Raw genomic sequence first — 24,001 nt, 5'->3', positions numbered from 1 at the left:
CCCGCGGGCGCCCGCCGCAGCACCCGCTACTTCGCCAGGTAGGCGTCGATCACGGTCTGGGTGACCGAGTCACCGCCCTTGCCGACGGCCGTGGCCCGCAGCGAGACGCTGCCACCGCGGCCGGGGTTGACGACGATCATCGAGCCGCCGATGACCAGCGTCCGCTGCCAGGTGCGGCCCTTGTCGTAGGACACCTGCGTGGACAGCGACTTCACCTTGCCCTGCACCGTCAGCGGGATCTGCTGGACCCGGTACGCGGGCAGCGTTCCGTCGAGGCCGAGTTCCGGCGTGAACCGGACCATCGACAGCGGCACCTGCGTGACCGCCGGCGTCGTGGCCGAGTCGAAACCCCACGTCGTGGTGACCGAGGTGCTGATCGCCGCGACGCCCGACCGGTTCGCCGTGGTCGTCAGCTCGTAGCGGCCGGGCGTCGCCGGCAACGAGAAGAACGTCTCGAGGTCCAGCGGCCGGTCGGTCGAGTCGACCACCTTCCCGCCCCGCTTCAGCACGGTCGACCCCGAGTCCACGATCGAACCGCCCGAGCGGCCCTGGCCGTCCGCGAAGAACGGCAGGCTGCCGAACAGGACGTCCCCGTCGCGGTAGAGGCCGACGCGGCGCTCGTTCGTGAGCGCCGGGCCGAAGACGCCGGTGTTGAACGTCCTGCGGTAGGTGCGGCCCGGCTTGAACTGCTCGTCCGCCGCGGCCCAGAACGCCTCGGTGCCGGCGCTCGTGTCCTGCTCGAAGCGGAAGCCCCAGGTGTGCGTGGGCGAGTAGAGGTACATCTTCCTGGAGTGCGGCAGCGCGTGCCCGAACGCGACGCCGAACAGCGGGCTGTCGCCGACGGCGGCGCTGGCGTACAGGTAACCCGTGCGGTCCGGTGCGGTGGTGCCCGACGCGGCCTCGACGGTCACGACGTCCTTGGACTTCAGCTGCTTCTGGTAGCCGGTCCAGAACTTCGTGAGCGTCGTCGACTGGTCGGCGAGGTGGAACTCCTCCCGGTCGGCGCCGGTGTAGGAGGCGACGAGCAGTTCGTTCATCTCGCCCTGCCTGCCCTCCGGGCCGACGTGCGCGGTGTTGAGGAAGCGCAGCGGCACGCCCAGCAGGCCGAAGCCGTACTCGGTCACCGGCATCTTGTGGCCGACCCTGATGTACGAGTGGCGCTCCTCGGCCTTGCCCGGCCACGTGACGTCGACCGGCTTGGCCTGACGGGCGTCGAGCGTGATCGTCGTGTCGGCGGCGATGTCGATGTTGGTGCCGTTGAACCAGTTGTAGTTCGGGTTCGGCTGGGTCGGCTCGACCCAGCTGCGGCCGGTCATCAGGTAACGGCCCTTCGGCACGCGCAGGGACTCGAGCCCGGTGCCGAGGCCAGCGAAGCCGCCCTGCGCGTCCCCGGTGACGCCCTGCAGTTCGGCCCGCCAGTCCGCGGCGGGCTTGCCGTCGCGGCCGATCGCCTTGATCGTGAGCGTGTAGCGCTCGTCTTCCCGCGTCACGGCCGCAGGGGTGACGACGGACTGGCCGCCGCCGCTCGCGTTGACGTACGCACTGAACGCGCCGGACGCGTCGCCACCGATCTTGGTGTCAGCGGTGAGAGTGGTGGTGGCCGTGCCGTGCGCGGGCACGGTCAGAGTGGCGTCCTTCAGCGTGAAGAAGCCCTGCGGCGCCGCCGTGTCGAGCTTGAGCGCGAGCGTGACGGGCTGGTCGCCCTCGTTGCGATAGACGACGTCGCGCGTCATCGGAACGTCGTCGTTGTGCGGCCACAACGCCGTGCCGAACGAGACCGAGCTCGACGTGACCGTCTGCTTGATCGCCTTGGCGATGTCGGCACGCCCGGCGCCCTGCTCGAACGGGGTGTGCGCGCCCGGCTTCGCGGACGCCGTGAGCGCGGCCTTGAGCTGCTCGCCGTTCCAGTCCGGGTGCACCTGAGCCAGGATCGCCGCCGCGCCCGTGACGTGCGGGGTCGCCATCGACGTGCCGCTCAGCGCGATGTAGCCGTCGGCGGGCTTGGGCCTCGTCTCCCCGAGCACGCCCGCCGCGGCCGCGCCGATCTCGACGCCGGGTGCGGTGATGTCGGGTTTGATGGCGCCGTCACCGTTGCGGGGACCGGTGCTGGAGAACGGCGCGAGCTCGTCATCGCGGTCCACGGCACCGACGGTGAGCGCGGCGTCCGCGCTTCCGGGTGACCCGACGCTGTTCGGGCCGGAGTTGCCCGAGGCGATGACGAACAGCGTGCCGGTCTCCTGCGAGAGCTTGTTGACGAGGACCTCCATCGGGTCGAGCAACGGGCCGTCGTCACCGCCGAGGCTCATGTTGACGACGTCCGCCTGCTGCTCGACGGCCCACTCCATGCCCGCGAGGATCCCGGACTCGAACCCGGACCCGTCGTCCCCGAGCACCTTGCCGTCGAGGATGCGCGCGCCCGGAGCCACGCCCCGGAACTTCCCGCCGGACTTCGCACCGGTGCCGGCCGCGATGGACGCGACGTGCGTGCCGTGCCCGACGCGGTCGACGTTGTCGGGGGAGTCGGTGAAGTTCTTCTCCGCGATCTCCTGCGTGGCGAGGTCGGGATGGGTGTTGTCGACACCGGTGTCCAGCACGGCGATCTTGACGCCCGTGCCGTCGAACCCGGCCTGCCACGCCTGCGGCGCCCCGATCTGGGCAGTGCTGCGGTCGAGCGCGGCCTTGCGCACCGCGTCCAGCCAGATCGTGGTCTTCGCCGTGCGTGCGTTCGCGAGCGACTTCCACACGTCCGGCGCGGTCTCGGCCGTCACCGTCACGGCGTCCACACCGATGCGGCTGAACTGGCGCGCGTTCCGCAGCCCGGTGCCGCCCGACACGAGCACGCCGAGCCCCTTGCGCTTGGTGTACTCGGGCCTGCTCAGCAGCGCGAGGTCGAACAGGCGCCGGTCCAGCCTGCCCTCGGAGATCATCGCTTCGACGTCCTGAGGCACGGCGTAGAGGTGCGCGCCGTCCTCTCTCGTGGCGACCATGATGTGCTCACGGCCCGGTGCGGGCTTCCACTGCTTCGGCTTGCCCTTGTCGTCGGTCAGCACCTGGTCACCGGTGACCAGGGTGATCCACTGCTCGCTCGCCGCACCCTGCTGGGGCCCGGCGGTGGTGTTCGCGGTGGTTTCTGCGGTGGTCGCGGCGGCGTGGGTGGCGCCGCTCAGCGCTGTGGCCAGGACGACGCCGGCCACGGCGAGGGGGAGGTTTCGCTTCAACGGAGGCCTCTCTGGGGACGGACAACTCCTCGGCGGCATATGTCCGTCACCCCGGCCGGATATTTCGCAACGGCAACTGTCAACACGTCACCGTTGTCGGGTGCGTGCCCGGCAACTCGGCCTGAAGCGTCAGTTGAGGTGCAGCCGCCAGCGGATCTCGCCGTCGTGCACCTCGTCGGTGGCGGTGAGACCGGCGGACGCGGCGACGGCGGCGGAGGCGTGGTGGTCCGGGTGGACGTGGGCGATCACGGTGTGGACCGGCTGGGTGCGAAGCCAGGTGACGAGGCCTTGGGCCGCTTCGCGGGCGATGCCCCGGCCCTGCCACGGGGTGCCGACGACCCAGGCGATCTCGGCCGTGCCGTCGGCGACGGTCGCCTGGACGGTGCCGGTGAGGCGGTTCTCGTCGCGCAGGCGGATCACCCAGTTCAGCCAGCGGACGGCTGGGTCGGGGGAGCCCGCCGCCAGTCGTCCGTAGCGGGCCCGGAGGGCTTCGGAGGTGAGCGGGGTGCCGCCGGTGAAGGTGTGCAGGGCCGGGTCGGCGAGGACCTCGGCCATCTCGCCGGCGTGCTCGACGGCCAGGGGGAGCAGGGTGAGGCGGTCCATGTTGACGGGTGAGGAGGCGGTGGGCGCTGGGCCGGTGGGCGCTGGGCCGGTGGCTGCGGGGCTGGTGTCCGCTGGACCGCTGCGTGCGAGGCGGGTCGCCGTGGGGCTGGTGTCCGCTGGGTCGCTGTCCGCGGAGTTGGTGGCCGCGGAGCCGCTGACTGCGGAGCCGCTGTCTGCGGAGTCGGTGGCCGCGGCGCCGCTGCTTGTGGAGTCACTGCCTGCGCAGCCGCTGTCTGCGGAGCCGCTGCCTGCGCAGCCGCTGTCCACTGGACCGTCTGCCGAACCGCTGTCGGCCGGGCCGCTGCCCCCTCGACCGGTCATCGCGGGCCCGCCCGGTGGCGGTCCAGGAAGGCGGCGACGAGGTCGTCGGTGAACTCGCGGGGGACCGGCGCGCCGGTGACCAGGACGCGGTAGTGGATCGGGCCGACGAGGTGGTCGAGGGCCGTGTCCACGTCGAGGTCGGCGGGGAGGTCGCCGCGGGCGATCGCGCGGCGCAGGGGGAGGGCGTCGCGGGTGCGCTGGTGGCTGAGGTGGTCGTCGCGCAGGCGTGCCGCCAGCTGGGGGTCGTGCTGGGCCTGGCCGGTCAGTGCGCGGAAGACCGCGCCGGGGTCCGACTCGGTCAGGAAGTCCGCCAGGCGTGCCAGGTGGACGCGCAGGTCGGCGCCGAGGTCGCCGAGGTCCTCCGGGGTGAGGTGTTCGGCCATGTCCTCGGTGAACGCCTCCAGCAGGACGTCGACCTTGGACGGCCACCAGCGGTAGATCGTCTGCTTCGCGACGCCCGCCCGCGCGGCGATGCCCTCCATCGTCACGCCGGCGAAGCCCCGTTCGGCGAGGAGGTCGTCGGCCGCCTCCAGGACCGCCTGCCGCGCCTCTTCGCTGCGGCCGTGCCTGTTGCCGCGATGCCGGGTGTTGTCGCTGTGCGTGGTGCTGCTCTCCATCGTTCGCCTCCCTGGGGCCGTACCTTAGTGCGAGCTAGGCAAGACGCAACGTTGCGTCTAGTCTAGCTGCCATGACGAACACTTTGAGGGAGCCGCGGGTGCGGTCGGTGCTGGACCGGTTGTTCGACGGCGCCGGGGGAGACGACGACACGTTCGAGGCGCTGGAGTGGGACGCGGTGCGGTCGGCCGATGCGCAGGAACGCGCCGACCTGCTGGCCGGCATCTACATGCCGATCTCGGCGCGGGGCGGCGACCTGCTGTACGCGCTGGTGCGGGCGAGCAGGCCGGAGAACGTGGTCGAGTTCGGCACGTCTTTCGGCATCTCGACGCTCTACCTCGCGGCGGCGGTCGCGGACAACGGCAAGGGGCACGTGTACGGGACCGAGATGTCCGAGGCGAAGGTCGCCGCGGCCAGGAAGAACCTCGACGAGGCGGGGCTGGGCGGCGTCGCGACGATCCTGCCCGGCGACGCCCGCCGCACGCTGGCCGACCTGAAGGGGCCGATCGGGCTGGTGCTGCTCGACGGGTGGAAGGAGCTGTGCCTGCCCGTGCTGCGCGACCTCGAACCACGGCTCGCGGCCGGGGCGGTCGTGGTGGCCGACGACATCGACCAGGAGTCGATGGCCGGCTACCTCGCCTACGTGCGGGACCCGGCGAACGGCTACGTCAGCGTCGCGTTGCCGGTCGAGGACGGCATGGAGATCAGCTGCCGGGCATGAGCACGAGCACCCGACGACGGCACCCGCCCCGCAAGGACGGGTGCAGTCGTCAGCGAATGGCTCGTGCCACCAAACAGCCGGCTGATATATCGGATATCAGCCGGGTGCGCCTAGCCGGCCGGAGGAGGAGCTGACGCGGCCAGCGCCTTCGTCAGTGCTTCCAGCGTGAGGTCGATCTGCCACGACCGCGCCCCGCCTTCGCGCAGCACGGAGGCAACGGACTCCGGGGAGAGGTCGGCGGGCGGTTGCCAGCAGGTGCGGCGCACCAGGTCCGGCAGCAGCAGGTTCTCCACCGGGAGGGTGTTGGCCTCGGCGATGGTCGCCAGCGCCGCGCGGGTCGCCGCCAGGCGGGCCGCGGCGTCCGGGTCCTTGTCCGCCCAGCGGTTGGGCGGGGGCGGGCCGTCGTGCTGGCCCGCGGGTTCGGGGAGCTCCGCCTTGGTCAACGCGCCCGCCTTGCGCAGGGCGTTCATCCAGACACCGGCCATGCGGCGCTGGGAACGGCCGCGGAAGACGGGCAGGGCGAGCAGCTCCGCCTCGTTGGCGGGGTTGCGGGAGGCGGCCTCCATCAGCGCGGAGTCCGGGAGGACTCGGCCGGGAGCGATGTCGCGTTCACGGGCCACGGTGTCGCGGGCTTCCCACAGCGCGCGCACGAGGGCAAGTTGCCTCTGGTTGCGCACGCGGTGGATACCGGACGTGCGGCGCCAGGGATCGGTGCGGGGACGCGGCAACGGCGCCGTCCGCACGGCCTCGAACTCCTCGAGCGCCCAGGCGAGCTTGCCCTGGCGCTCCAGTTCGGCTTCGAGGACGTCGCGCAGCTGCACGAGCAGCTCCACGTCGAGAGCGGCGTACGTCAGCCAGTCGGCAGGAAGGGGCCGGCGCGACCAGTCGGCCGCGCCGTGCCCCTTCTCGAGCCTGTAACCGAGTAGCCGTTCCACCAGCGTGCCCAAGGCGACGCGTTCGAACCCAGCCAGCCTGCCCGCCAGCTCGGTGTCGAACAGCACGCCGGGTCGGAGACCGAGTTCGGCGAGGCACGGCAGGTCCTGAGACGCCGCGTGCAACACCCACTCAGTGCCCTCCAACGCCTGCACCAGGGGATCAAGCCGACCGCCGAGGGCGATCGGGTCGACCAACCAGGTGCCGGCGCCTTCCCGGCGCAGTTGCACCAGATAGGCACGCTGTGAGTAGCGATAGCCCGAGGCTCGCTCGGTGTCCACCGCGACCGGGCCCTTCGCCCCGGCGAGCGCGTCAGCGGCTCGCCGGAGCGCAGCTGGATCGGCGACCACGGGCGGGACCCCATCAGCAGGTTCCGTCAGCGGTACCGGTTCTGGTCCGGTTGGTGCGGTTGGCTCGTCGGCGGGTACATCCACAGCGGATGACCCTACGACGATCGCACCACTCACAGGTGTTCTCGGCCGGTTCAGTGCTTCAAACCGGTATCTAACGGATCACGCCGGCACGCATGGCCAGCGCGACCATCTGAGCGCGATCTCCTGTGCCCAGCTTCCGGCCGATCCGCGACAGGTGAGACTTCACCGTCAACGCGGACAGGCTCAGAGCCTCGCCGATCTCCTTGTTGCTCTGGCCATCGGCGACCAGCTGGAGCACCTCGACCTCACGCGCGGAGAGTTCCCGCGGCGTGTTGTCCGTGCCCGGCACCCGAGTACCCGCTGCGAGTACTGGTGCCACGCTCGGATCTGCGTAAACGCCGCCGTCGAGGACCCTGCGCACCCCGTCGGTGACCACCATCGGCGAGGCGGACTTCAGGAGGTACGCCTGGGCGCCCGCCTGGAAGGCCGACCTGACCGCGTAGGGGTCGTCGGAGGATGCGAGGACCACGATGCGGGGCCAGCCCTGGGCACGGAGTTCCGTGACCAGGTCGATGCCGGTGCCATCCGGCAGGCCCAGATCGAGGATCGCGAGGTCGCAAGGACCGGTTGCAAGTGCCCGCGCCCGAGCCTCTGCCACCGATGCGGCCTCATGCACTGTCCCGGCTCCCATTTGGGTGAGCCGAGCTGATATCGCCTCCCTCAGCAGTGGGTGGTCGTCGACCACCAGCACTGAAAAAAGCTCTTCCCGCGGGTGCGGGACCATGTTCGCCGGCAACGAGCCGGCTGGCGTGGTACGAACGGCCTGACCTAAGCCGACGGCAGCCACGTCACTACCTCCCTGGAGTCGGTCGTGCCCCCCGACCGGCACCGGAGACTTTCGTCCAATCAGCCGCGCCACTGATCGACCGAAAGTGGTGTCGTCTGGGGCAGCGTAGCCGCCCATGCGGGTCTGCGGGACGATCAATCGGGTATCTATCCCTATTGAGTTGTGACAGATGGCCTCATGTGTCACACGATTGGATGACAACTGGATAGGGGGTGTAACGCGAGCCCCTCTCAGAACGACATCTAGGAGTTGGTTGTGCCGAGCGGTTCCGGTCTCGAGCGAGCGCGGGCTTTGCTGCAGCGTGTGCCCCTCGTCGACGGCCACAACGACCTGCCGTGGGCTCTTCGCGAGTTCGGTGACGGAACGGGCGAGGACGTCTACACGACCGCCGCGAAGATCGATCTGACCGAACGTCACCCCAGCCTGCACACGGACCTCGTGAAAATGCGCGAGGGCGGTCTCGGGATGCAGTTCTGGTCCGTCTGGATTCCCGGCAGGCTGGCGGGCGACGGAGCCGTCACCGCCGTGCTGGAGCAGGTCGAACTGGTCTACGAGCTGGCGGAGCGGTACTCCGATCACCTCGGCGTGGCCACGACCGCCGCCGAAGCCGAAAAAGTCTTCGAGTCCGGGCGTGTCGCCTCTCTGCTCGGCGCCGAGGGCGGACATTCCATCAACTCTTCACTCGGTGTCCTGCGCGCGTTGCGCCGTCTGGGCGTCCGCTACATGACGCTGACCCACAACGACAACACCCCGTGGGCCGACAGCGCCACTGACCAGCCGGAACACGGCGGTCTGACGGAGTTCGGCCGCGACGTCGTGCGCGAGATGAACCGGATCGGCATGCTCGTCGACCTGAGCCATGTCGCGCCCAGCACGATGCACGCCGCGCTCGACACCAGCGTCAAGCCGGTGATCTTCAGCCATTCGTCGTGCCGCAAGGTTGCGGACCACCCGCGCAACATTCCGGACGACGTGTTGATCAAGCTGAGGACGAACGGCGGTGTGGCCATGATCACATTCGTTCCGGACTTCGTCTCATCTGGTGTCGCTGAATGGGACGCAGCCCTTCGTGAGGCCATGACGGCCGCCGGCGCGAGCCACGCCGACATGGACGAGCGGAAGGCGTTCACCGAGAAGTGGGTGGTGGACCACCCGAAGCCGCTCGCGACGCTCGACGACGTCGTCCTGCACCTCGAGCACGCGCGCGAGGTCGTCGGCATCGACCACCTCGGCATCGGTGGCGACTACGACGGCGTCCAGGCGCTCCCGCGGGGCCTGGAGGACGTGTCGGCCTATCCGAACCTCTTCGGCGCGCTGCTCGACAAGGGGTGGTCGGAGGACGACCTCGCCAAGCTCGCCGGGGCGAACGTGCTCCGGGTGCTGAAGGACGCCGACTAGCGCTGACCGAAGAGGGTGACGCCGACCGGCGGCAGCCCCACGGCCGTCGCCATCAGCTCGTAGAAAGCGGTGCCGTGCTCGGCGAGTTCCCCGTCGAGCGCGGTCCACGACGCGCGCAGCTCGAGGTCGTCGGTGCGAGCCGGACCGGCTATATCGCCGAACCGGGCCGACGACGTCTGCGTCACGGTGCCGCCCAGCGCGGTGAACCCGGCCCCGGACTGCTCCAGCGCCTCGGTCAGCCACGACCACCCGACCTCGGGCAGCAGCGGGTCCGACGCCAGTTCGTGGTCCAGTTCGACCCGCACGTACGCCACGACGCGGAGGACACCGCCCCACGCCTCGTCGCCGTCCGGGTCGTGCAGCAGCACGAGCCTTCCTGTCGACAGTTCGTCCGACGGGCCGGTGACCTCAGCCGTCAGCGCGTACGCCCACGGAGCGAGCCGCTGCGGTGGGCGAACTTCGGTGAGTTCGATCTCGGGCCTGTGGCGAACCGACTTGAGCGTCCCCACCGCCCGGCGGAAGATTTCCGGCTCGGTCACGCAACTGACTGTATGCCTCGCAATCCGGCCGAGTGACGGCGGCACGCCGGGACGTGGGACCATGAAAGAGATATGAGCACTCAAGTCCCCCTCCTCGTGGCCGCAAGTGGCGGCACCCCGTCGCACACCCCTGTCTGGTTCATGAGGCAGGCGGGACGGTCGCTGCCGGAGTACCGGGCCCTGCGCCAGGGCACCGCGATGCTCGACGCGTGCATGGACCCGGAGATGGTCTGCGAGATCACCATGCAGCCGATCCGGCGGCACGGGGTCGACGGCGCGATCCTCTTCTCCGACATCGTCGTGCCGCTCAAGGCCGCGGGCGTCGACCTCGACATCGTTGCGGGCACCGGTCCAGTGGTCGCGAACCCGGTCCGCACGCTCGACGACGTGAAGGCGCTGCCCGAGCTGCACGCCGAACAGGTCCAGCCGGTGCAGGACGCGATCGGGCTGCTCCTCAAGGAACTGCCGCAGGAAGTCGCCCTGATCGGGTTCGCGGGCGCGCCGTTCACGCTCGCCTCGTACCTCGTCGAGGGCGGGCCGAGCAAGAACCACGAGCGCACCAAGGCGCTCATGCACGGCAACCCCGAGCTGTGGCACGCACTGCTCGCGAAGATCGCCGACGTCACGGCGGCCTTCCTGCACGCGCAGCTCGACGCGGGCGTCCAGGCGGTCCAGCTGTTCGACTCGTGGGCGGGCGCGCTGTCCGAACGCGACTACCGCGAGTTCGTCCTGCCGCACTCGAAGCGCGTCCTGGAGACGATCAGCACCGTTCCGCGCATCCACTTCGGCGTCGGCACGGGCGAGCTGCTGCCCGCCATGCGCGAGGCCGGCGCGGACGTCGTCGGCGTCGACTGGCGCCTGCCGCTCGACGTGGCGGTCGAGCGCCTGCAGCGGGCGCACCCCGAGCTGCCGAAGCCGGTCGTGCAGGGCAACCTCGACCCGGCGCTGTTCTTCGCGGGCTTCGAGGCCGTCGAACGCGAGGTGCGCCGCATCCACGCCGAGGGCAAGGCCGCCGCCGGCCACATCTTCAACCTCGGCCACGGCGTGCTGCCCGACACCGATCCGGAGATCATCACCCGGACCGTCGAACTGATCCACAGCTTGTAATGCACGCCAGAGCGCCGCACGTCGCCGTGGTCGGGGGAGGAGTCTCCGGCCTCGCCGCCGCACACCGGTTGCGCATGCTGCTCGGCCCCGACGCCAGGATCACGGTGGTCGAGCAGGCCGACCGCCTCGGCGGCAAGCTGCGCACGACCGAGCTCGCCGGGGTGCGGTTCGACGTGGGCGCCGAGGCGTTCCTGCACCGCAAGCCCGAGGCGCAGGAGCTGATCAACGAGGTCGGCCTGCAGGACCACGTCGTGCACCCCACGGGCGCGAAGGCCTCGGTCCACGCGGCCGGGCGCACGCACCAGCTGCCCGCGCACACGTTCATGGGCGTCCCGGCGAGCGTCGAGACGGTGCGGCACATGCTGTCGTCCGAGGGCGCGCTGCGCGTGGAGATGGAACCGACGCTGCCGCCGGTCGAGCTCCAGGGCGGCGACGTGGCCGTCGGCGCGCTGATGAAGGACAGGTTCGGTTCCGAGGTCGCCGACCGCCTGGTCGGCCCGCTGCTGGGCGGCGTCTACGCGGGCCGCGCGGACGAGCTGGGCCTGCGCGCCACGATGCCGCAGATCGCGACGCTGCTGGACAAGGGCGTCGGCTCGCTGCTCGCGGCCGCCGCGATGATGATGCCCGCGCCGCCGCAGCCCCGCGTCGCCCGCCCGCCGGTGTTCGCGTCGCTCGCGAACGGCGTGTCGTCGCTCGTCGACCGGCTCGCCGAGGTCGCCCGTCCCGAGGTCAGGCTGGGTCTGCCGGTCCGCGTGCTGTCGTGGCTCGGTCACGGCTGGCGCCTGGAGATCGGCTCGGCGGCGACCCCGGAGTACCTGGAGTGCGACGGCGTCGTGCTCGCGGTCCCGGCGCCGTCCGCCCGCAAGCTGCTGCACGAGCTCGCCCCCCAGGTGTCCGCCGCGTACGGCAAGGTCGAGGTCGCCTCGATGGCCGTCGTCGCGCTGGCGCTGCCGCCGGGCACGGAACTGCCGCAGCGCTCCGGCATCCTGATCGCGGAGGGGGAGCGGTACTCCGACCGCATCACCCCGTTCACCGCCAAGGCGTTCACGTTCTCCAGCCGCAAGTGGTCGCACTACGGCGACCCCGTGATCCTGCGCGGCTCGGTCGGGCGGCACGGCGAGACGGCGCTGCTGCAGCGCAGCGACGCCGACCTGGTCAAGGCCGTGCGCAACGACCTGCACGAGCTGACGGGCATCAAGGCCGCGCCGATCGACTCCGTGGTGCAGCGCTGGGGCGGCGGGCTGCCGCAGTACGGCGTCGGTCACGTCGACCTGGTGGACACGATCGAACGCGGCATCGCGGACGTGCCGGGCCTCTCCGTGGCGGGCGCCACGCTGCACGGCGTGGGCGTGCCGGCCTGCATCGCGTCCGGCGACGCGGCCGCCGCCCGTGTCGCAGCACACCTGCTGGGCCGCGTTCGCCGTTGAGGGGCGCGTGCCAAGATGGACGTATGGCGCGCTTGAACTACAACGAGCTCAACGACACCATCCGCTACACGATGTGGTCGGTGTTCCGGGTCGAACCCGGCAAGCTCCCGGACGACCGCTCGGCGGCCGCCAGCGAGACCCAGAACTACCTGGACGCGTTGGAGGGCAAGGGCGTCGTCGTCCGCGGCGTGTACGACGTCGCCGGCCTGCGCGCCGACGCGGACTTCATGATCTGGTGGCACGCCGAGGAGATCGAGCAGGTGCAGCAGGCCTACACGGGCTTCCGCCGCACGCCGCTCGGCAAGGTCTCCACGCCGGTCTGGTCGCAGGTCGCCCTGCACCGCCCCGCGGAGTTCAACCGCAGCCACATCCCCGCGTTCCTCGCGGGCGAGGAGGCGCGCAAGTACATCTGCGTCTACCCGTTCGTGCGGTCCTACGAGTGGTACCTGCTGCCGGAGGAGGACCGCCGCAAGATGCTGGCGGACCACGGCAAGGAGGCCCGCGACTACCCGGACGTGCGCGCGAACACCGTCGCGTCGTTCGCCCTCGGCGACTACGAGTGGCTGCTCGCGTTCGAGGCCGACGAGCTGCACCGCATCGTCGACCTCATGCGGCACCTGCGCGGCACCGAGGCGCGGCTGCACGTGCGAGAGGAGATCCCCTTCTACACGGGCACCCGCGTCCCGGCGTCCGAACTCGTGCTCAACTTGCCCTAGTGCTGAGAGGTGACCTTGTAAGCCCGGATCACGGTCACCTCAACGGTTCCACCCCTGGCGTCCGTCGCAGTGGCCTTCAGTGAAGTCCACTGCGCGTTCGCCGGGTTGTAGACCAGCGCGCTGTTGCCGACGACACCCGCACGGCGCCACGTCTTGCCGTCGTCGTGCGAGTACTCGACACCGGTGACGCGCACCTTGCCCGCGTCGCCCTGCGTCTGCGTGAGCAACCCGATGCGCTGCAACGTGCCCGCGCGCACCGCGCCGTTGTCGTCGAGCTTCGGGTCGAAGCGCACGACCGACAGCGGCGGTGACTCGACCCGGCCCTCGACGCCCTGGGACTTGAACGTCCACACCGCGGACACCTTGGTGCTGAACTCGAACTGCGAGCTCCGGTCGAGGCTCACCTCGGCCCGGAAGTCCCCCTGCGGCAGCGGCACGTCCGAGAACAGGCCGCCGGGGGTGGTGGTCTCCCCGAGCAGCACGCCGTTGCGGTACAGGGCGGCCCTGGCGCTGTCCACAGTGGACGCGCCGGTGCCGTGCGTGCCGTCGCTCGTCATCGGCGGGCTGACGTAGAGCTGCGTGCCGTACCGCTCGACGAAACCGTACGGCGACTCGGGCAGACCCGGCGAGAACACCGGCCGGACTTCCCTCTCCCGATAGGTCTTGCCCGCCGCGTACTTGCGGTTCGACGAGGTGATGCGTTCCTGCGCGCCGTTGGCGTGCCGCGTCATCACCGCGGACTGCCAGAGCACGTCCTCGGTCGACACGTAGTCGACCGAGGTGGCGCCGACAGCCACCGGGTAGAGCGCGGTGCCGCTGCTCACCCCGAGCGCGGTGACCGGGATCTCGCCCTTCTGGGCGAGGCTGTCCGGCTTCAGGCCACCGATCGTGGACTCGACCCTGGCCAGGTCCTTCTTGGCCGGCGCCTTGTCCAGGCCCACGGGGAAGCCGCCGGGAGCCGGGTAGGCGAGCCGGTAGAACGTGTGCGGGTCGGCCGTGGTGTTGGCTTGGAGCATCGCGATCGAGGACAGGTCGGCGGGTGGCAGCGGCCCACCGGCCTGGGCGATCGCGAGGCCGTCGAAGCCGCCGAACATGAACAGCGTGCCTCCCAGGCGGTCCTGTCCGTCCACCGAGCGGCGGAAGCTGATGATGCCCAGCGTGAAGTCACCGGTCTCCTCCGGCGCCTTCACCGACACCGGCTGGGCCTGGCGGGCGTCCTGCGTGATCGTCAGGTCGCGGGTGAGTTCCACGTTCGGCTGGTACAGCAGGTCGAAGCCACGCTGACCGTTGGCCAGGGAGGTCTCGACGAAGTACCTGCCCTTGGGCAGGCGCACCTTCAGGTCCCCCGCGCCACCGATGGGCTTGAACACGCTGTTGTCCAGGCCGACGAGGAGCGAGGACGACTCGGCCGGATCCGCGCCGTCACGGCCGATCGAGTCGATCGTGAGCGTGTAGCTCTCGACCTCGCGGTCGATGCCGACGAGCGTGCGGACGGTGTGCGAGCCGGAGGTGGCGACGACCTCGCCCGAGTAGGCGGCGTCCTGCGTGCCGGCGCGGGTGTCACCGGTGACGTCGACCGACGCGGTGCCCTTGGCCGGCACGGTGACCTTCGTGGCCCCCAGGGTGAACATCCCGGCCGGCGCGGTGGTCTTGAGCGCCAGGTCGAGCGTGATGGCCGCGTCCGTCGGGTTGGAGTAGGTGACGGGCTTGGTCACCGGCTTGTCGTCGCCGTGCGGCCACTCGTGCAGGCCGAGGTTGACGGTCACGTCGCCGGTCAGCACCTGGTCGATCGCCTTGGCGACGTTGACGCGGCCCGCCCCCTGGTCGAACGCGCTGACGCCCTCGGCAGGCTTGGCCGTGGTCGCGAGCACCGACTTGAGCTGCGCGGGCGTCCACTCCGGGTGCTGCTGCCTGAGCAACGCCGCCGCGCCCGCCACGTGCGGGGTCGCCATCGACGTGCCGCTGAACGCGACGTGGTCGGAGGTGCCGGCCTTGGCGGCGACGATCTCGACACCCGGCGCGGTCACCTCCGGCTTGAGGCCGCTGTCTCCGGTGCGAGGGCCTCTGCTGGAGAAGTTGGCGAGCTTGTCGTCGCGGTCGACGGCGCCGACCGTAAGAGCCGCGTCGGCCGACCCCGGTGAGCCCACCGAGCCCGGCGAGCCGGAGTTGCCCGCCGCGATGACGAACAGCGTGCCGTACCGGGCCGTCAGGTCGTTGACCGCCTGTTCCAGCGGGTCGACCTCCGGGGTGTCGGTGCCGCCGAGGCTCATGTTGATCACCTGGGCGCCCTGCTCGGCGGCCCAGCGCATGCCGTCGAGGATCCAGGACTCCTGGCAGCCGTACTCGACGCAGACCTTCGCGTCGATCAGCTGTGCGCCCGGCGCGACACCGCCGTACTTCGCGTCGTGGCTCGCGACGGTCGCCCCGACGTGCGTGCCGTGGCCGACGTTGTCGGTGTTGTCGGGGTCGGTCGTGAAGTTCTTCTCCGCGATCTGCTGACCCGCGAGGTCGGGGTGCTTCTCGTCGACGCCCGTGTCGACGACGGCGACCTTGATCCCCTTGCCGGTGATGCCCTTCTGGTGCGCGGCCGGCGCGCCGATCTGGGCGACGCTGCGGTCGAGGCTCGGCTTGCGGATGCCGTCGAGCCAGACCTTCTCGCCCCGCTCCGCCGTGGAGCGCAGCGCCGTCCAGTCGTTCGACGACCTGGCGCCGACTCTCGCCCGACCATCCACGATCAACGGCATGCGGTCGCGGTAGCCGAACTCCAGCAGCGTGGTGACGTCGAAGAGCCTGCGGTCGAGCCGGCCCGCCGCCAGGGGCTCGAAGGCGTCCTTCGGCACCACCATCGTGTGGCCGTCCGCGGTGCGGGCGGTCCTGAAGACCATCTTCTGGCGGCCCTCGCCGGGCTGGATCGCGACGACCTGCCGGTCGTGGCCCAGCAGGACCTTGTCCCCCGTGACGAGCGTGACCTCGTCGACGGCCTTGCCGGGTGCGTCCACCGGTGCCGCCGTGGCGACGGCCGGTGCCGCTGTCAGGGCGAGCGCCGCGACGGCGCCCAGCACTTTCGTTTTTCCGCGCATTCGAATCCCCTCGACGGTTCGAATTCCTGCGCGCTGTGGTCCGCGCAGGCCGGAAGGCCTTTGCGGCAATGTTGACGCAATGGAAAAAGTGCCCCCCGACCCTTTCGAACGTATCGATGGCGATCTGGGCCACACAGGGCCGAACGGGGGATTCTGGCCCCTGAACCACTCGCCCGTCAGTTCGACTGCCAGAACTTCCAGCGGGCCTTGCGCTTCTCCGGCAGTTCTCCGCGAGCGCGGCACCATTCCGCGAACGCCGCAGCGTCCTCACGGGCGCGTGAGCCCGCACGACGTGGGTTTTCGACGGCGTACGCGTCGAAGAGCGGCCGGAACCGGTCGCCGAGCTCGTCCGCGACCGCCGGACCGAGCATTCGCACGATGCCGCGCCGTTTCGACAGCAAAGCGCGGCGTTCGACGCCGAGGCGTTGTTCGTCGAATCCCGCCGGTGCCGGTCCGTTCGCGAGCAATGCTTTTAGCAGCTCCGCCTGCTGCGCGGCAAGCCTTTCGCGTGCAACCAAAAGTTCATTCTCGTTCACGATTTCAGCCACGGTGCTTGTCCACGACGGCGCGGATCGCGGCCAGTTCGCTCGCGATTTCGGTGTCGGACGGGTAGTTGTCGTCGCGTTCCAGCAGGACGCCGGGCGGCGCGACGCGGGAACACAGTTCGTCGAGCACTTCCAGCACTTCGGGCAGAACCGCGTGGGCGTGCGTGTCGTGGTAGATGTCGCCGTGCTGCTCGCCGCCGGCCACGTGCACGTAAGCCAGGCGTTCCAGCGGGATCTCGTCCAGGAACCGCTCGGGGTCCGTGCCGATGTTGCGGGCGTTCGCGTAGAGGTTCGCGACGTCCACGAGCAGCCAGCAGTCCGTGCGCTCGACGAGTTCGGCGAGGAACTGGCCCTCGGACAGTTCGCCGTCCGGCCACTCCAGCAGCGCGGCGACGTTCTCCAGCGCCAGCGGGACCGGCAGGTTCGCCTGGGCCAGCTCGACGTTCGCGACGAGCACGTCGAGCGCGTCCCTGGTGCGCGGCACCGGCATCAGGTGGCCCGAGTCGAGGCCGCCCGCCCGCACGAAGCACACGTGGTCGCTGACCATCGGCGCGCCGACCGCCTCGGCGACCGCGCCCAGGTGCTCGACGCGGTGCAGGTCGACGGGGTCCGCTCCGCCCAGCGACAGCGACACGGCGTGGGGGAGCACCGGGACGCCGCGTTCCAGCAGCAGCGTCACCGACTCCGGCAGGTGTCCGATGTGGAGGTTCTCGGCGACGACCTCGACGAAGTCCACGCCGGGCAGCCGTTCCACGGTCAGGTCGATCTCCGAGCGCCAGCCGATGCCGACGCCCAAGTCCTTGATCCCCACCATCAGTCGCCTCCTCCTCCGCCGCCACAGCCGCCGCCGCCACCGCCGCCGCAACTGCTGCCGCCCGACGAACAACTGCTACCACAGCTGCTGCTGCCACACCCGCTGCCACAGCCCGCGCTGCCCGACGCGGTGCCGCCGCCCGTGCCCCGTCTCTTCCTCTTGCGGGGCAGGGTCTTGACGACGCTCTGCGGCAGGTCGAAGAGGTCACCGACCGGACGGCCGCTGACCTTGCCGCGGAAGCCCTCCAGGGCGACCGCGATGACGCGGTCGCTCGTGCTCGCGCCCTCCAGCGCCGCCCTGCCCGCCCTGGTGAGCGGTTTCGCGCCATACGTCCACCAGGCTGACCCCAGGAAGCCCACCGTGCCGATGAGCAGCCACGGCTCCGTCAGCGAGGCGAGAGCGAGGACGCCCCCGATCACGAGGAAGATCCACCACACCGCGAGCCGGGGACGGGCCCTGCGGGTCAGCCCCTCGGCGCGCAGCCGGTCGTGCAGATCGCGCATCTCCTTGCTCTTCGCGGCGTTGCGCATGACCGCGTCGAACCTCACCGGCCTGGTGAGGCCGGTGAGGATGCACACCTCGACCGGTGTGGTGGTGTCGTAGGTGCCCTGGTGCACGGCCGAGACCAGCCCGTCGCGCGAGACCCGGACCAGGCCGGCGTCGAGCAACCTGGCCAGCGCCGTCTCCGCCGCCCTGCCGGGCCCGTCCGCCAGGTAGCCGATCCGCTCCGGGGGAACCCGCGTTCCCCTTTCCGTCGCCGGTGTCGCCATCAGTCTCCTCCGCCTCCACCACCGCCGCAGCCGCTCCCGCCGCCGCAACTGGAACCGCTCGAACCACTACAACCGCTTGCACTGCCGCAACTGCTGCCACACCCGCCGGTGTCGCCCGCCCGGTCGGTCCGGCGGCCTTTCGGGGACGGCCGCCGCCCCACCGCGGGCGACGACCGCCGCTCGTCGGTGGGCGGGACCATTCTCGCCACGGACTCGGGGAGGTCGAACAGCGCGCCGACGCGTTGGTCGCCCACCGTGCCGGAGAACCCGTACAGCGCCACCGCGTGCACCCTGTCGTGCGCGGTCACCTGCCTCAGCGCGTCCGTTCCCGCTTGGGTGACCGGGCTGCGGCCGTACTGCCAGACGAAAAATCCGAGTGCGATCGGCACGCCGAGGAGGAACGCCGGTGTCGGGATGCCCGCCAGGACCAGCAGGCCCGCGACCGCGAGGGAGAACCACCAGCCCTCGTTGCGCCGGCGGCCCCGTTGCATCAGGTTCCGGTCGAGCAGGTGCCGGTGCAGCTGCGTCATCTCGGCGCTGTGCGTCGCCGACAGGATGACCGCGCCGAAGCGCACGGGTGTCCGCGCGTGGTTCAGCATCCGCGCCTCCACCGACGTGGTGGCACCTTGGCCGTTCTGTTGCACCGCGGACACGAGTCCGTCGCGGGACACCCGCACCAGGCCGGTGTCGATCAACCGGGCCAGCACCGTCTCCGCCGCCCGTCCGGGACCGGCCGCCAGGTAGCCGGCCTCCTCCGCGGACAGCCACGGCCCCCGCGCCGCTGCCGGTGTTCCCATCTGCTTCCCCCTCAGCTGCTGGAACTTCCGCAGCTGCTGCTACTGCTGCTGCAACTCGAGCTGCTGCAGCTGCTGCCACTGCTCGAACAACTGCTTGAACTACCGCAACTGCTCGAACTGTTGCAGCTGCTGCCGGAACAGCTCGACGAGCCGCCGCAGTTGTGGTGGCTCCAGTCGTAGGAGCTGCAGCTGCTGCTCGCGATGTACGAAGTGGACGTTGCGGTGTTCATGCGCTGTTTGCCCCTGCGCAACCCGAACAGCGCCACCGAGTCGGCACTGCTGCGCGGATTCCTCAGCGCGTGCAGCCACACGGTCTTGCCGTTCCTGGTGAGCCTGCCCGGTTTCCGCAACAGGACGGCCAGGAACACCAGCAGCGCCGTCACCAGGAACAGCCTGGTGTCGATCGCGAACGCGACGAAGACCGAGACGAACGCCAGCAGGAACAGCAGCACCCGCAACGCGATCTTGCCGCCGCGAGGCCGGCCCCACTGGCGTTGCACCATCCCGCGTTGCACGAGGCTCGCGTGCAACGCGCCCATCTCGTGGCTCGCCATCGCCACCTGCACGACCTGGTTGATCGGACGTGCGGCACCGCGGAGTCCGGCGAGGACGTACGCCTCCAGCGGACTCGATGCGCCGTAACCGTTCTGGTGGACGGCGGTCACGAGACCCTCGCGGGAGATGCGCACGAGACCGCCGTCCAGCAGCCGGGCGAGGACGGCCTCCGCCGCCCTGCCCGGTCCCCCCGACAGGAACCCGATCTCCTCAGCGGACCACGTGGCCCGGTGCGGTGCCGAAGACTGGGACATCAGCACTCCCCTCACTGGTGTCAGTGCATCTTCGACGTGAGATCTACCCCTGGGTTCCTGTCGTTACCTGAAAAGGACCGAACTCCGGATCAGCTGCCGCCGCCGCAGCCACCACCGCAGCCGCCGCCACCGCCACAACTGCTTCCGCTCGAACACGAAGAAGAACTGGATGAACACGAGCTGTAAGTGCTGGTGCTGTACGTGCCGGATCCGGACGAGGCGAGCAGCGAGCTGCGCACCGCGAGGTCCGGGTAGACGACGAGCCCGCCGAACAGCACCGCACCGGCCGCGCCCGTGTACATGACCTCGTCCAGGGTTCCCGCCCGCGCCTTGGAGCTGTTGCTGGTGCGGGCGGCCGCGAGCACGTCGTTGCCCTTGCCGGTGCGCATGACGTTCTTGCCGCGGCGCGTCAGCAGCAGGATGAGAAGGCCGGTGAGGACGAGTTGGAGGGTGAGCCAGCCGACCGCGGCACCGATCGCGATGCCGTTGACCCAGCGCGCGATCCCGATCGCGAGCAACACCCACAGCGCGATGGATCCCTTGCGCACCGCGCTTTTCACGACGTCCGGGTTGACCAGGAGACCCATGTCCTCGAGCCGCCGGCCGATGCCCGTGACCACGCCTTCCTTGGCGACGGCCGGGATCATGAGGTTGACGGTGCGGTTGGTGTAGCGCTGGCTGTCGGTGATGACGGCGCGGTCCACCGCGTTGAGCGACTGGGTGGTGGACGTGACCTGAACGGTGCCACGCCGTGAAGTCCTGAGCTCACCCGCGGTGAGCAGCCGCGCGATGGACGTTTCGACCACGCGCCTTGGACCGCCTGCAAGATAGGCGAGCTCGTCCATGTCCAGGGAGCGCACGGGCTGGGTGCTGTGACCCGCCCGCACGCGTACCCGAACGACGATCGAGACCAGCACGGCCAGCGCCAGCCCGACCCAGTACAGCTGGAGGAACTCCGGCCCGGACAACCCCCAAGGCTCCATGCGACCCACCCCCTGACTGCCCCGAAAGTGCTTCGGTGCGTCAATGGTGTGGCCCGCGCCACAGGCCCACAAGGCTTGTTGACGAAGCCTTAGGGTTGCCGGCCTTTCTCCTGTGTTTCCCGGTTATGACTCGCTCGGCGGGCTAGCTCGACGAACCGCCGTCAACTCCGCTGGAGCCTTCACCGTCGGTGCCGAAGAAGATCATGATGCCTCCCAGGTCCGTCCGATCGCTGCTGACCGGACCGAGCCCAGTCTCCTATTCGGACGGAACGAGTTTCAAGGAGACGGAGTTGATGCAGTAGCGCTGGTCGGTCGGAGTGGGGTAGCCCTCGCCCTCGAAGACGTGCCCGAGGTGGCTGTGGCACGTGGCGCAGAGCACCTCCACGCGCTTCATGCCGAGCGTGCGGTCCTCACGCAGGATGACCGAGTCACCGGCCAACGGCGAGAAGAACGACGGCCACCCGCAATGCGAGTCGAACTTGGTGTCGCTGCGGAACAGCTCCGCTCCGCACGCACGACACTCGTAGAGGCCCTCTGTCTTGGTCTCGGTGTACTCGCCGGTCCACGGACGCTCGGTGCCTGCCTGCCGCAGCACCGCGTACTCGGCGGGGTTGAGCTGGGCGCGCCATTCCTCTTCGGAACGCACGACTTTCGGGGTGGCGCCGACAACAGGTTCCATGTCTCTTTATAACTCCGCGGGGGCTGTGGAGCTTCCCGGGCGGGGATCTGCGGGGGCGGTCGTAAGACCCCGTTAAGGAGTCGGGCCCGTTTGGCCTGGAAGGGGTGGGGGCGAGGGCCGGGTGTGAGTTGTGGGACGGTCGGGCTGAGGTGAGGCGGGCCGAGGCGGACTGGCTGACGCGGGCAGGCGGCGACTCGGTGCCGAGGCGGCCGAGCAGGGCGGGCAGGCTGGGGAACCTGTGGTCGAAGCGTCGGGCGAAAGCCAGGTGGCGCGAGTTCCGCCCGGCGGGACCGGCCGCGGCGGCGCGGCCTTTGGCAGCGCGGCCCGAGGGGCGCGGGCCCAGGTGGCGAAGCTGAAGCGGCGCGGACCGAGCGCGCCTACGCGACGCGAACCGAGCGCGGCCCACATGGCGCGGGCCACGTGGCGTGGCCCGAGAGCCCCCCGGCCGCGGCCGCGGCTCAGAAGATGATGGCGATGATGTCGCCCAGCGCGAACCAGATCGTCAGGATCACGCCGAGCAGGATGAGCCCCACCACGATGACGGCGACGAGCCGCTGGTGGCCCGTCGTGCGGTTCGCCGAGTCGGCGAAGTCCTGCACGCCCTGCAGGTAGCCCTCGACGGTGAAACCGGGGCGTTGCCGCTGCATCCGGTCCAGGTGGTCGGCGAACGCCTTCGTCTCGGGGTCGTGTGGGTCGAGGCCGATCAGCTCCTCCTGGAACTTCTCGCTCTCGTCCTTCGAATCGCCCATAAGCCCCAGCCTAGTGGCTTGGGTGGGGGATTCCCGTGTGCCGTGCGTTGACGGCGGGGGTGACCGTCAACGTTGACTTGCAGGTTGACGTGTTGATCCGCAACGTTGACCGGATCGACATGTTGACGCGTCCATGTGTAGGTGGACGCGTCAACGTCGGATCAACCTCGGTCGTCAAGTTCAGCTTGCGAGGGCGAGTGACGGCTTGACGGCGCCGACCGCACGGCCGTGGCCGAGTACCGGCACGGTGGCGAGGCCCTCGACGGCGCTGACGTCCACGCCCAGGCGCTTGAGCACCGCGATGACGACCACGGCGCGGGCGCGGGACGAGCCGTCGGCGATCTTCAGGGCCACGCCCTCGCCGGTGGGCAGGCCCACGGCGTAGACGCCTTCGGCGCCGTCCTTGGCGATGACGCCGGGCAGGGCGTTCATGAGTTCGGTGACGTCGCGGCCGGTGCCGCCGACCCACTGCGGGTGGGCGTTCATGGCGGCGGCCACGCGGTGTTCGAGGGTGCCCTCGGGTGCGCTGGCCAGGCGGCCGAACGCGCGGGCCAGGCCGGTGAGGGTGAGGGCGAAGATCGGGGCGCCGCAGCCGTCCACGCCCACCTCGGTGACGGGCTCGCCGGTCACGTCCTCGATGGTCTCGCGGGTCGCTACCTGCAACGGGTGCGCCGGGTCGAGGTAGTCGGCGGTGGACCAGCCGTTGGCCACGCAGGTGGCGAGCATGGCGGCGTGCTTGCCCGAGCAGTTCATGTACTTCGGGGCGGCGGGCAGGCCGGCGGCGAGGTGCCGGGTGCGGGCGGCCTCGCCGATGGGCAGGTCCGGGGTGCACTGCAGGGCGTCCTCGGTCAGGCCTGCGGCGGCCAGGATCCGCAGGGCGCCGGCGACGTGGAAGTCCTCGCCGGAGTGGGACGAGCAGGCCAGGGCGAGCAGTTCGCCGTCGAGGTCGAGGCCGCTGCGCAGCATTGCGAGTGCCTGGAGCGGCTTGTTCGACGACCGGGGGAACGCGACGTCGCCGGGGCGGCCGACCGACAGCACCGGGGCGCCGGATGCGTCGGTGGCGACGACCGTGCCGTGGTGCACGGACTCCAGGAAGTCGCCTCGCCAGACCTCTGCCACCACTTCGTGTCCCATGCCGCCCCTCCAGTCCTGAATGACATCCCTGTGTCGACGTCCCTGATCGACGCCGCTGATCGACATCGCCGAGAACAACACCTCAAACTGCCAACTGTCGACAGTTGACATGTTCGCTAGTTTAGCGGGAGGACGGCCGGTGCCGTCCAGATCAGGAGACGAAGGTGACACCCCCGACCCCACTGCACCTCAGCCTCGCCGGGCAGGCCGTCGACGTGCTGCGCGAGCAGGTGCTCACCGGGGAGATCCCCGCCGGGTCGCGGGTCAACGAGGTCGAGGTGGCGCAGAAGCTCGGCATCAGCCGCGGGCCGCTGCGCGAGGCGATCCGGCACCTGGCCTCCGAGGGGCTGCTGACGCTCGTGCCGCACCGCGGCGCGTTCGTGCCGGCCGCGACTCCCGAGGACGTCCGGGCGCTGTTCGAGCTGCGCACCGCGCTGGAGTGCGCGGCGGCCGAGCTGGCGGCGTCGCGGCGGACCGACGTCGACCTGGTGCGGTTGCGGGACGTGTGCGCGGAGAGCCGCCGCAACTACCGGACCGGGCAGCCGTTCCCGTACCGGCTCGACCTCGCGTTCCACCAGGCGCTGCTCGACGCTGCCCGCAGCCCGTACATCGCCGAGCAGGTGCGGCTCGTGCAGCAACGCGTGGTGCTCCTGCGCAGCGCGCTGGCCGACGACCCGCCGCACCAGCAGGCGTCACTGGACGACCACGACGAGCTCGTCGAGGTCATCGCGGACGGCGACGCGGCCAAGGCGTCGACGGTGATGCGCCGGCACCTCTCGCGGGTGTGCGCGCAGATGTTGACGAGTTCGACCCACTAACTTC

22 protein-coding genes are annotated in these 24,001 nt (G+C 70.5%); 6 read left to right on the top strand and 16 right to left on the bottom strand.

Annotated elements, in window-relative coordinates; translation table 11 throughout:
* Positions 1-26: 26 nt before the first annotated feature.
* The 3 genes from BMY74_RS35120 to BMY74_RS35110 all read right to left on the bottom strand — a co-directional run bounded on the left by BMY74_RS35120 (position 27) and on the right by BMY74_RS35110 (position 4,759).
* The gene (locus BMY74_RS35120) at positions 27-3,218 is read right to left on the bottom strand and encodes a S8 family serine peptidase (protein ID WP_143091830.1); all 3,192 of its coding nucleotides are present in this window, start codon (positions 3,216-3,218) and stop codon (positions 27-29) included.
* A gap of 129 nt (positions 3,219-3,347) precedes the next feature.
* Positions 3,348-3,821 (bottom strand): GNAT family N-acetyltransferase, encoded by a 474-nt coding sequence (locus BMY74_RS35115; protein ID WP_089923196.1) that lies wholly within the window; start codon positions 3,819-3,821, stop codon positions 3,348-3,350.
* 317 nt (positions 3,822-4,138) lie between these two features.
* Positions 4,139-4,759 (bottom strand): TetR/AcrR family transcriptional regulator, encoded by a 621-nt coding sequence (locus BMY74_RS35110; protein WP_089923193.1) that lies wholly within the window; start codon positions 4,757-4,759, stop codon positions 4,139-4,141.
* A 71-nt stretch (positions 4,760-4,830) separates the two neighbouring features.
* Between BMY74_RS35110 and BMY74_RS35105 the strand changes: the two genes are divergently transcribed.
* Entirely contained in the window at positions 4,831-5,478 is a 648-nt protein-coding gene (locus BMY74_RS35105; protein WP_089923191.1) for an O-methyltransferase, read from the top strand.
* A 110-nt stretch (positions 5,479-5,588) separates the two neighbouring features.
* On the opposite strand, the gene BMY74_RS35100 is transcribed toward BMY74_RS35105, so the two are convergent.
* Together BMY74_RS35100 and BMY74_RS35095 are read right to left on the bottom strand one after the other, a co-directional pair.
* Positions 5,589-6,845: a ribonuclease D gene (locus tag BMY74_RS35100; RefSeq protein ID WP_089923189.1), complete on the bottom strand. Its 1,257-nt coding sequence runs from the start codon at positions 6,843-6,845 to the stop codon at positions 5,589-5,591.
* A 70-nt stretch (positions 6,846-6,915) separates the two neighbouring features.
* On the bottom strand, positions 6,916-7,632 hold the full coding sequence (locus tag BMY74_RS35095; protein ID WP_015099292.1) for a response regulator: 717 nt from the start codon (positions 7,630-7,632) through the stop codon (positions 6,916-6,918).
* A gap of 294 nt (positions 7,633-7,926) precedes the next feature.
* On the opposite strand from BMY74_RS35095, the gene BMY74_RS35090 reads away from it, so the two are divergent.
* A complete protein-coding gene (locus tag BMY74_RS35090; RefSeq protein WP_425434886.1) occupies positions 7,927-9,030 on the top strand; it encodes a dipeptidase in 1,104 nt (367 codons plus the stop codon).
* Here the strand turns inward: BMY74_RS35090 and BMY74_RS35085 are convergent.
* Positions 9,027-9,569, bottom strand: coding sequence for a DUF3000 domain-containing protein (locus BMY74_RS35085; protein ID WP_030479951.1), 543 nt, complete (start codon positions 9,567-9,569; stop codon positions 9,027-9,029). The genes BMY74_RS35090 and BMY74_RS35085 overlap by 4 nt on opposite strands.
* A gap of 72 nt (positions 9,570-9,641) precedes the next feature.
* Between BMY74_RS35085 and hemE the strand changes: the two genes are divergently transcribed.
* Genes hemE through hemQ form a run of 3 tightly spaced genes read left to right on the top strand, consistent with a single transcriptional unit; the run spans position 9,642 to position 12,819 of the window.
* On the top strand, positions 9,642-10,676 hold the full coding sequence (hemE, locus tag BMY74_RS35080; RefSeq protein ID WP_089923182.1) for a uroporphyrinogen decarboxylase: 1,035 nt from the start codon (positions 9,642-9,644) through the stop codon (positions 10,674-10,676).
* Entirely contained in the window at positions 10,676-12,103 is a 1,428-nt protein-coding gene (gene hemG / locus BMY74_RS35075; protein WP_089923179.1) for a protoporphyrinogen oxidase, read from the top strand. The genes hemE and hemG overlap by 1 nt, the downstream gene beginning before the upstream one ends.
* A gap of 23 nt (positions 12,104-12,126) precedes the next feature.
* A complete protein-coding gene (gene hemQ / locus BMY74_RS35070) occupies positions 12,127-12,819 on the top strand; it encodes a hydrogen peroxide-dependent heme synthase (RefSeq protein ID WP_089923177.1) in 693 nt (230 codons plus the stop codon).
* Here the strand turns inward: hemQ and BMY74_RS35065 are convergent.
* From BMY74_RS35065 to BMY74_RS35020, 10 genes are all read right to left on the bottom strand, one after another.
* On the bottom strand, positions 12,816-15,899 hold the full coding sequence (locus tag BMY74_RS35065; RefSeq protein ID WP_089923175.1) for a S8 family peptidase: 3,084 nt from the start codon (positions 15,897-15,899) through the stop codon (positions 12,816-12,818). The two genes, hemQ and BMY74_RS35065, sit on opposite strands and share 4 nt — an antisense overlap.
* A gap of 176 nt (positions 15,900-16,075) precedes the next feature.
* Positions 16,076-16,447, bottom strand: coding sequence for an SCO6045 C-terminal-like domain-containing protein (locus BMY74_RS35060; RefSeq protein WP_245786526.1), 372 nt, complete (start codon positions 16,445-16,447; stop codon positions 16,076-16,078).
* A complete protein-coding gene (locus BMY74_RS35055; RefSeq protein ID WP_089923171.1) occupies positions 16,440-17,258 on the bottom strand; it encodes an MbnB/TglH/ChrH family RiPP precursor modification enzyme in 819 nt (272 codons plus the stop codon). Before BMY74_RS35055 ends, BMY74_RS35060 begins: the two co-directional genes overlap by 8 nt.
* Complete coding sequence (locus tag BMY74_RS35050) at positions 17,258-18,028, bottom strand: TIGR04222 domain-containing membrane protein (protein ID WP_089923168.1); 771 nt, start codon at positions 18,026-18,028, stop codon at positions 17,258-17,260. The genes BMY74_RS35055 and BMY74_RS35050 overlap by 1 nt, the downstream gene beginning before the upstream one ends.
* On the bottom strand, positions 18,028-18,825 hold the full coding sequence (locus tag BMY74_RS35045) for a TIGR04222 domain-containing membrane protein (protein ID WP_089923166.1): 798 nt from the start codon (positions 18,823-18,825) through the stop codon (positions 18,028-18,030). Before BMY74_RS35045 ends, BMY74_RS35050 begins: the two co-directional genes overlap by 1 nt.
* A gap of 11 nt (positions 18,826-18,836) precedes the next feature.
* Positions 18,837-19,634 (bottom strand): TIGR04222 domain-containing membrane protein, encoded by a 798-nt coding sequence (locus BMY74_RS35040; RefSeq protein WP_143091829.1) that lies wholly within the window; start codon positions 19,632-19,634, stop codon positions 18,837-18,839.
* 89 nt (positions 19,635-19,723) lie between these two features.
* Entirely contained in the window at positions 19,724-20,617 is an 894-nt protein-coding gene (locus BMY74_RS35035) for a TIGR04222 domain-containing membrane protein (protein ID WP_089923161.1), read from the bottom strand.
* 256 nt (positions 20,618-20,873) lie between these two features.
* Positions 20,874-21,296, bottom strand: a complete 423-nt coding sequence (gene msrB / locus BMY74_RS35030; protein ID WP_089923159.1) for a peptide-methionine (R)-S-oxide reductase MsrB — start codon at positions 21,294-21,296, stop codon at positions 20,874-20,876.
* A 458-nt stretch (positions 21,297-21,754) separates the two neighbouring features.
* Positions 21,755-22,045, bottom strand: coding sequence for a hypothetical protein (locus BMY74_RS35025; protein ID WP_089923157.1), 291 nt, complete (start codon positions 22,043-22,045; stop codon positions 21,755-21,757).
* A 180-nt stretch (positions 22,046-22,225) separates the two neighbouring features.
* Positions 22,226-23,179: an asparaginase gene (locus BMY74_RS35020; RefSeq protein WP_089923154.1), complete on the bottom strand. Its 954-nt coding sequence runs from the start codon at positions 23,177-23,179 to the stop codon at positions 22,226-22,228.
* Positions 23,180-23,343: 164 nt separating this feature from the next.
* Between BMY74_RS35020 and BMY74_RS35015 the strand changes: the two genes are divergently transcribed.
* On the top strand, positions 23,344-23,997 hold the full coding sequence (locus BMY74_RS35015) for a GntR family transcriptional regulator (RefSeq protein ID WP_089923152.1): 654 nt from the start codon (positions 23,344-23,346) through the stop codon (positions 23,995-23,997).
* Positions 23,998-24,001 lie beyond the last annotated feature (4 nt).

This window comes from Lentzea albida, from assembly GCF_900111005.1.
GTDB lineage: Bacteria > Actinomycetota > Actinomycetes > Mycobacteriales > Pseudonocardiaceae > Lentzea > Lentzea albida.
Note: the sequence above shows the minus strand (reverse complement) of the source record. Positions and strands in the feature narration are given on the sequence as shown.

Coding starts and splice junctions, on each gene's coding strand:
- BMY74_RS35115 (WP_089923196.1), bottom strand. CDS start 3,821: ATGGACCGCCTCACCCTGCTCCCCCTGGCCGTCGAGCACGCCGGCGAG.
- BMY74_RS35110 (WP_089923193.1), bottom strand. CDS start 4,759: ATGGAGAGCAGCACCACGCACAGCGACAACACCCGGCATCGCGGCAAC.
- BMY74_RS35105 (WP_089923191.1), top strand. CDS start 4,831: ATGACGAACACTTTGAGGGAGCCGCGGGTGCGGTCGGTGCTGGACCGG.
- hemE (WP_089923182.1), top strand. CDS start 9,642: ATGAGCACTCAAGTCCCCCTCCTCGTGGCCGCAAGTGGCGGCACCCCG.
- hemG (WP_089923179.1), top strand. CDS start 10,676: ATGCACGCCAGAGCGCCGCACGTCGCCGTGGTCGGGGGAGGAGTCTCC.
- hemQ (WP_089923177.1), top strand. CDS start 12,127: ATGGCGCGCTTGAACTACAACGAGCTCAACGACACCATCCGCTACACG.
- BMY74_RS35065 (WP_089923175.1), bottom strand. CDS start 15,899: ATGCGCGGAAAAACGAAAGTGCTGGGCGCCGTCGCGGCGCTCGCCCTG.
- BMY74_RS35055 (WP_089923171.1), bottom strand. CDS start 17,258: ATGGTGGGGATCAAGGACTTGGGCGTCGGCATCGGCTGGCGCTCGGAG.
- BMY74_RS35050 (WP_089923168.1), bottom strand. CDS start 18,028: ATGGCGACACCGGCGACGGAAAGGGGAACGCGGGTTCCCCCGGAGCGG.
- BMY74_RS35045 (WP_089923166.1), bottom strand. CDS start 18,825: ATGGGAACACCGGCAGCGGCGCGGGGGCCGTGGCTGTCCGCGGAGGAG.
- BMY74_RS35040 (WP_143091829.1), bottom strand. CDS start 19,634: ATGTCCCAGTCTTCGGCACCGCACCGGGCCACGTGGTCCGCTGAGGAG.
- BMY74_RS35035 (WP_089923161.1), bottom strand. CDS start 20,617: ATGGAGCCTTGGGGGTTGTCCGGGCCGGAGTTCCTCCAGCTGTACTGG.
- msrB (WP_089923159.1), bottom strand. CDS start 21,296: ATGGAACCTGTTGTCGGCGCCACCCCGAAAGTCGTGCGTTCCGAAGAG.
- BMY74_RS35025 (WP_089923157.1), bottom strand. CDS start 22,045: ATGGGCGATTCGAAGGACGAGAGCGAGAAGTTCCAGGAGGAGCTGATC.
- BMY74_RS35020 (WP_089923154.1), bottom strand. CDS start 23,179: ATGGGACACGAAGTGGTGGCAGAGGTCTGGCGAGGCGACTTCCTGGAG.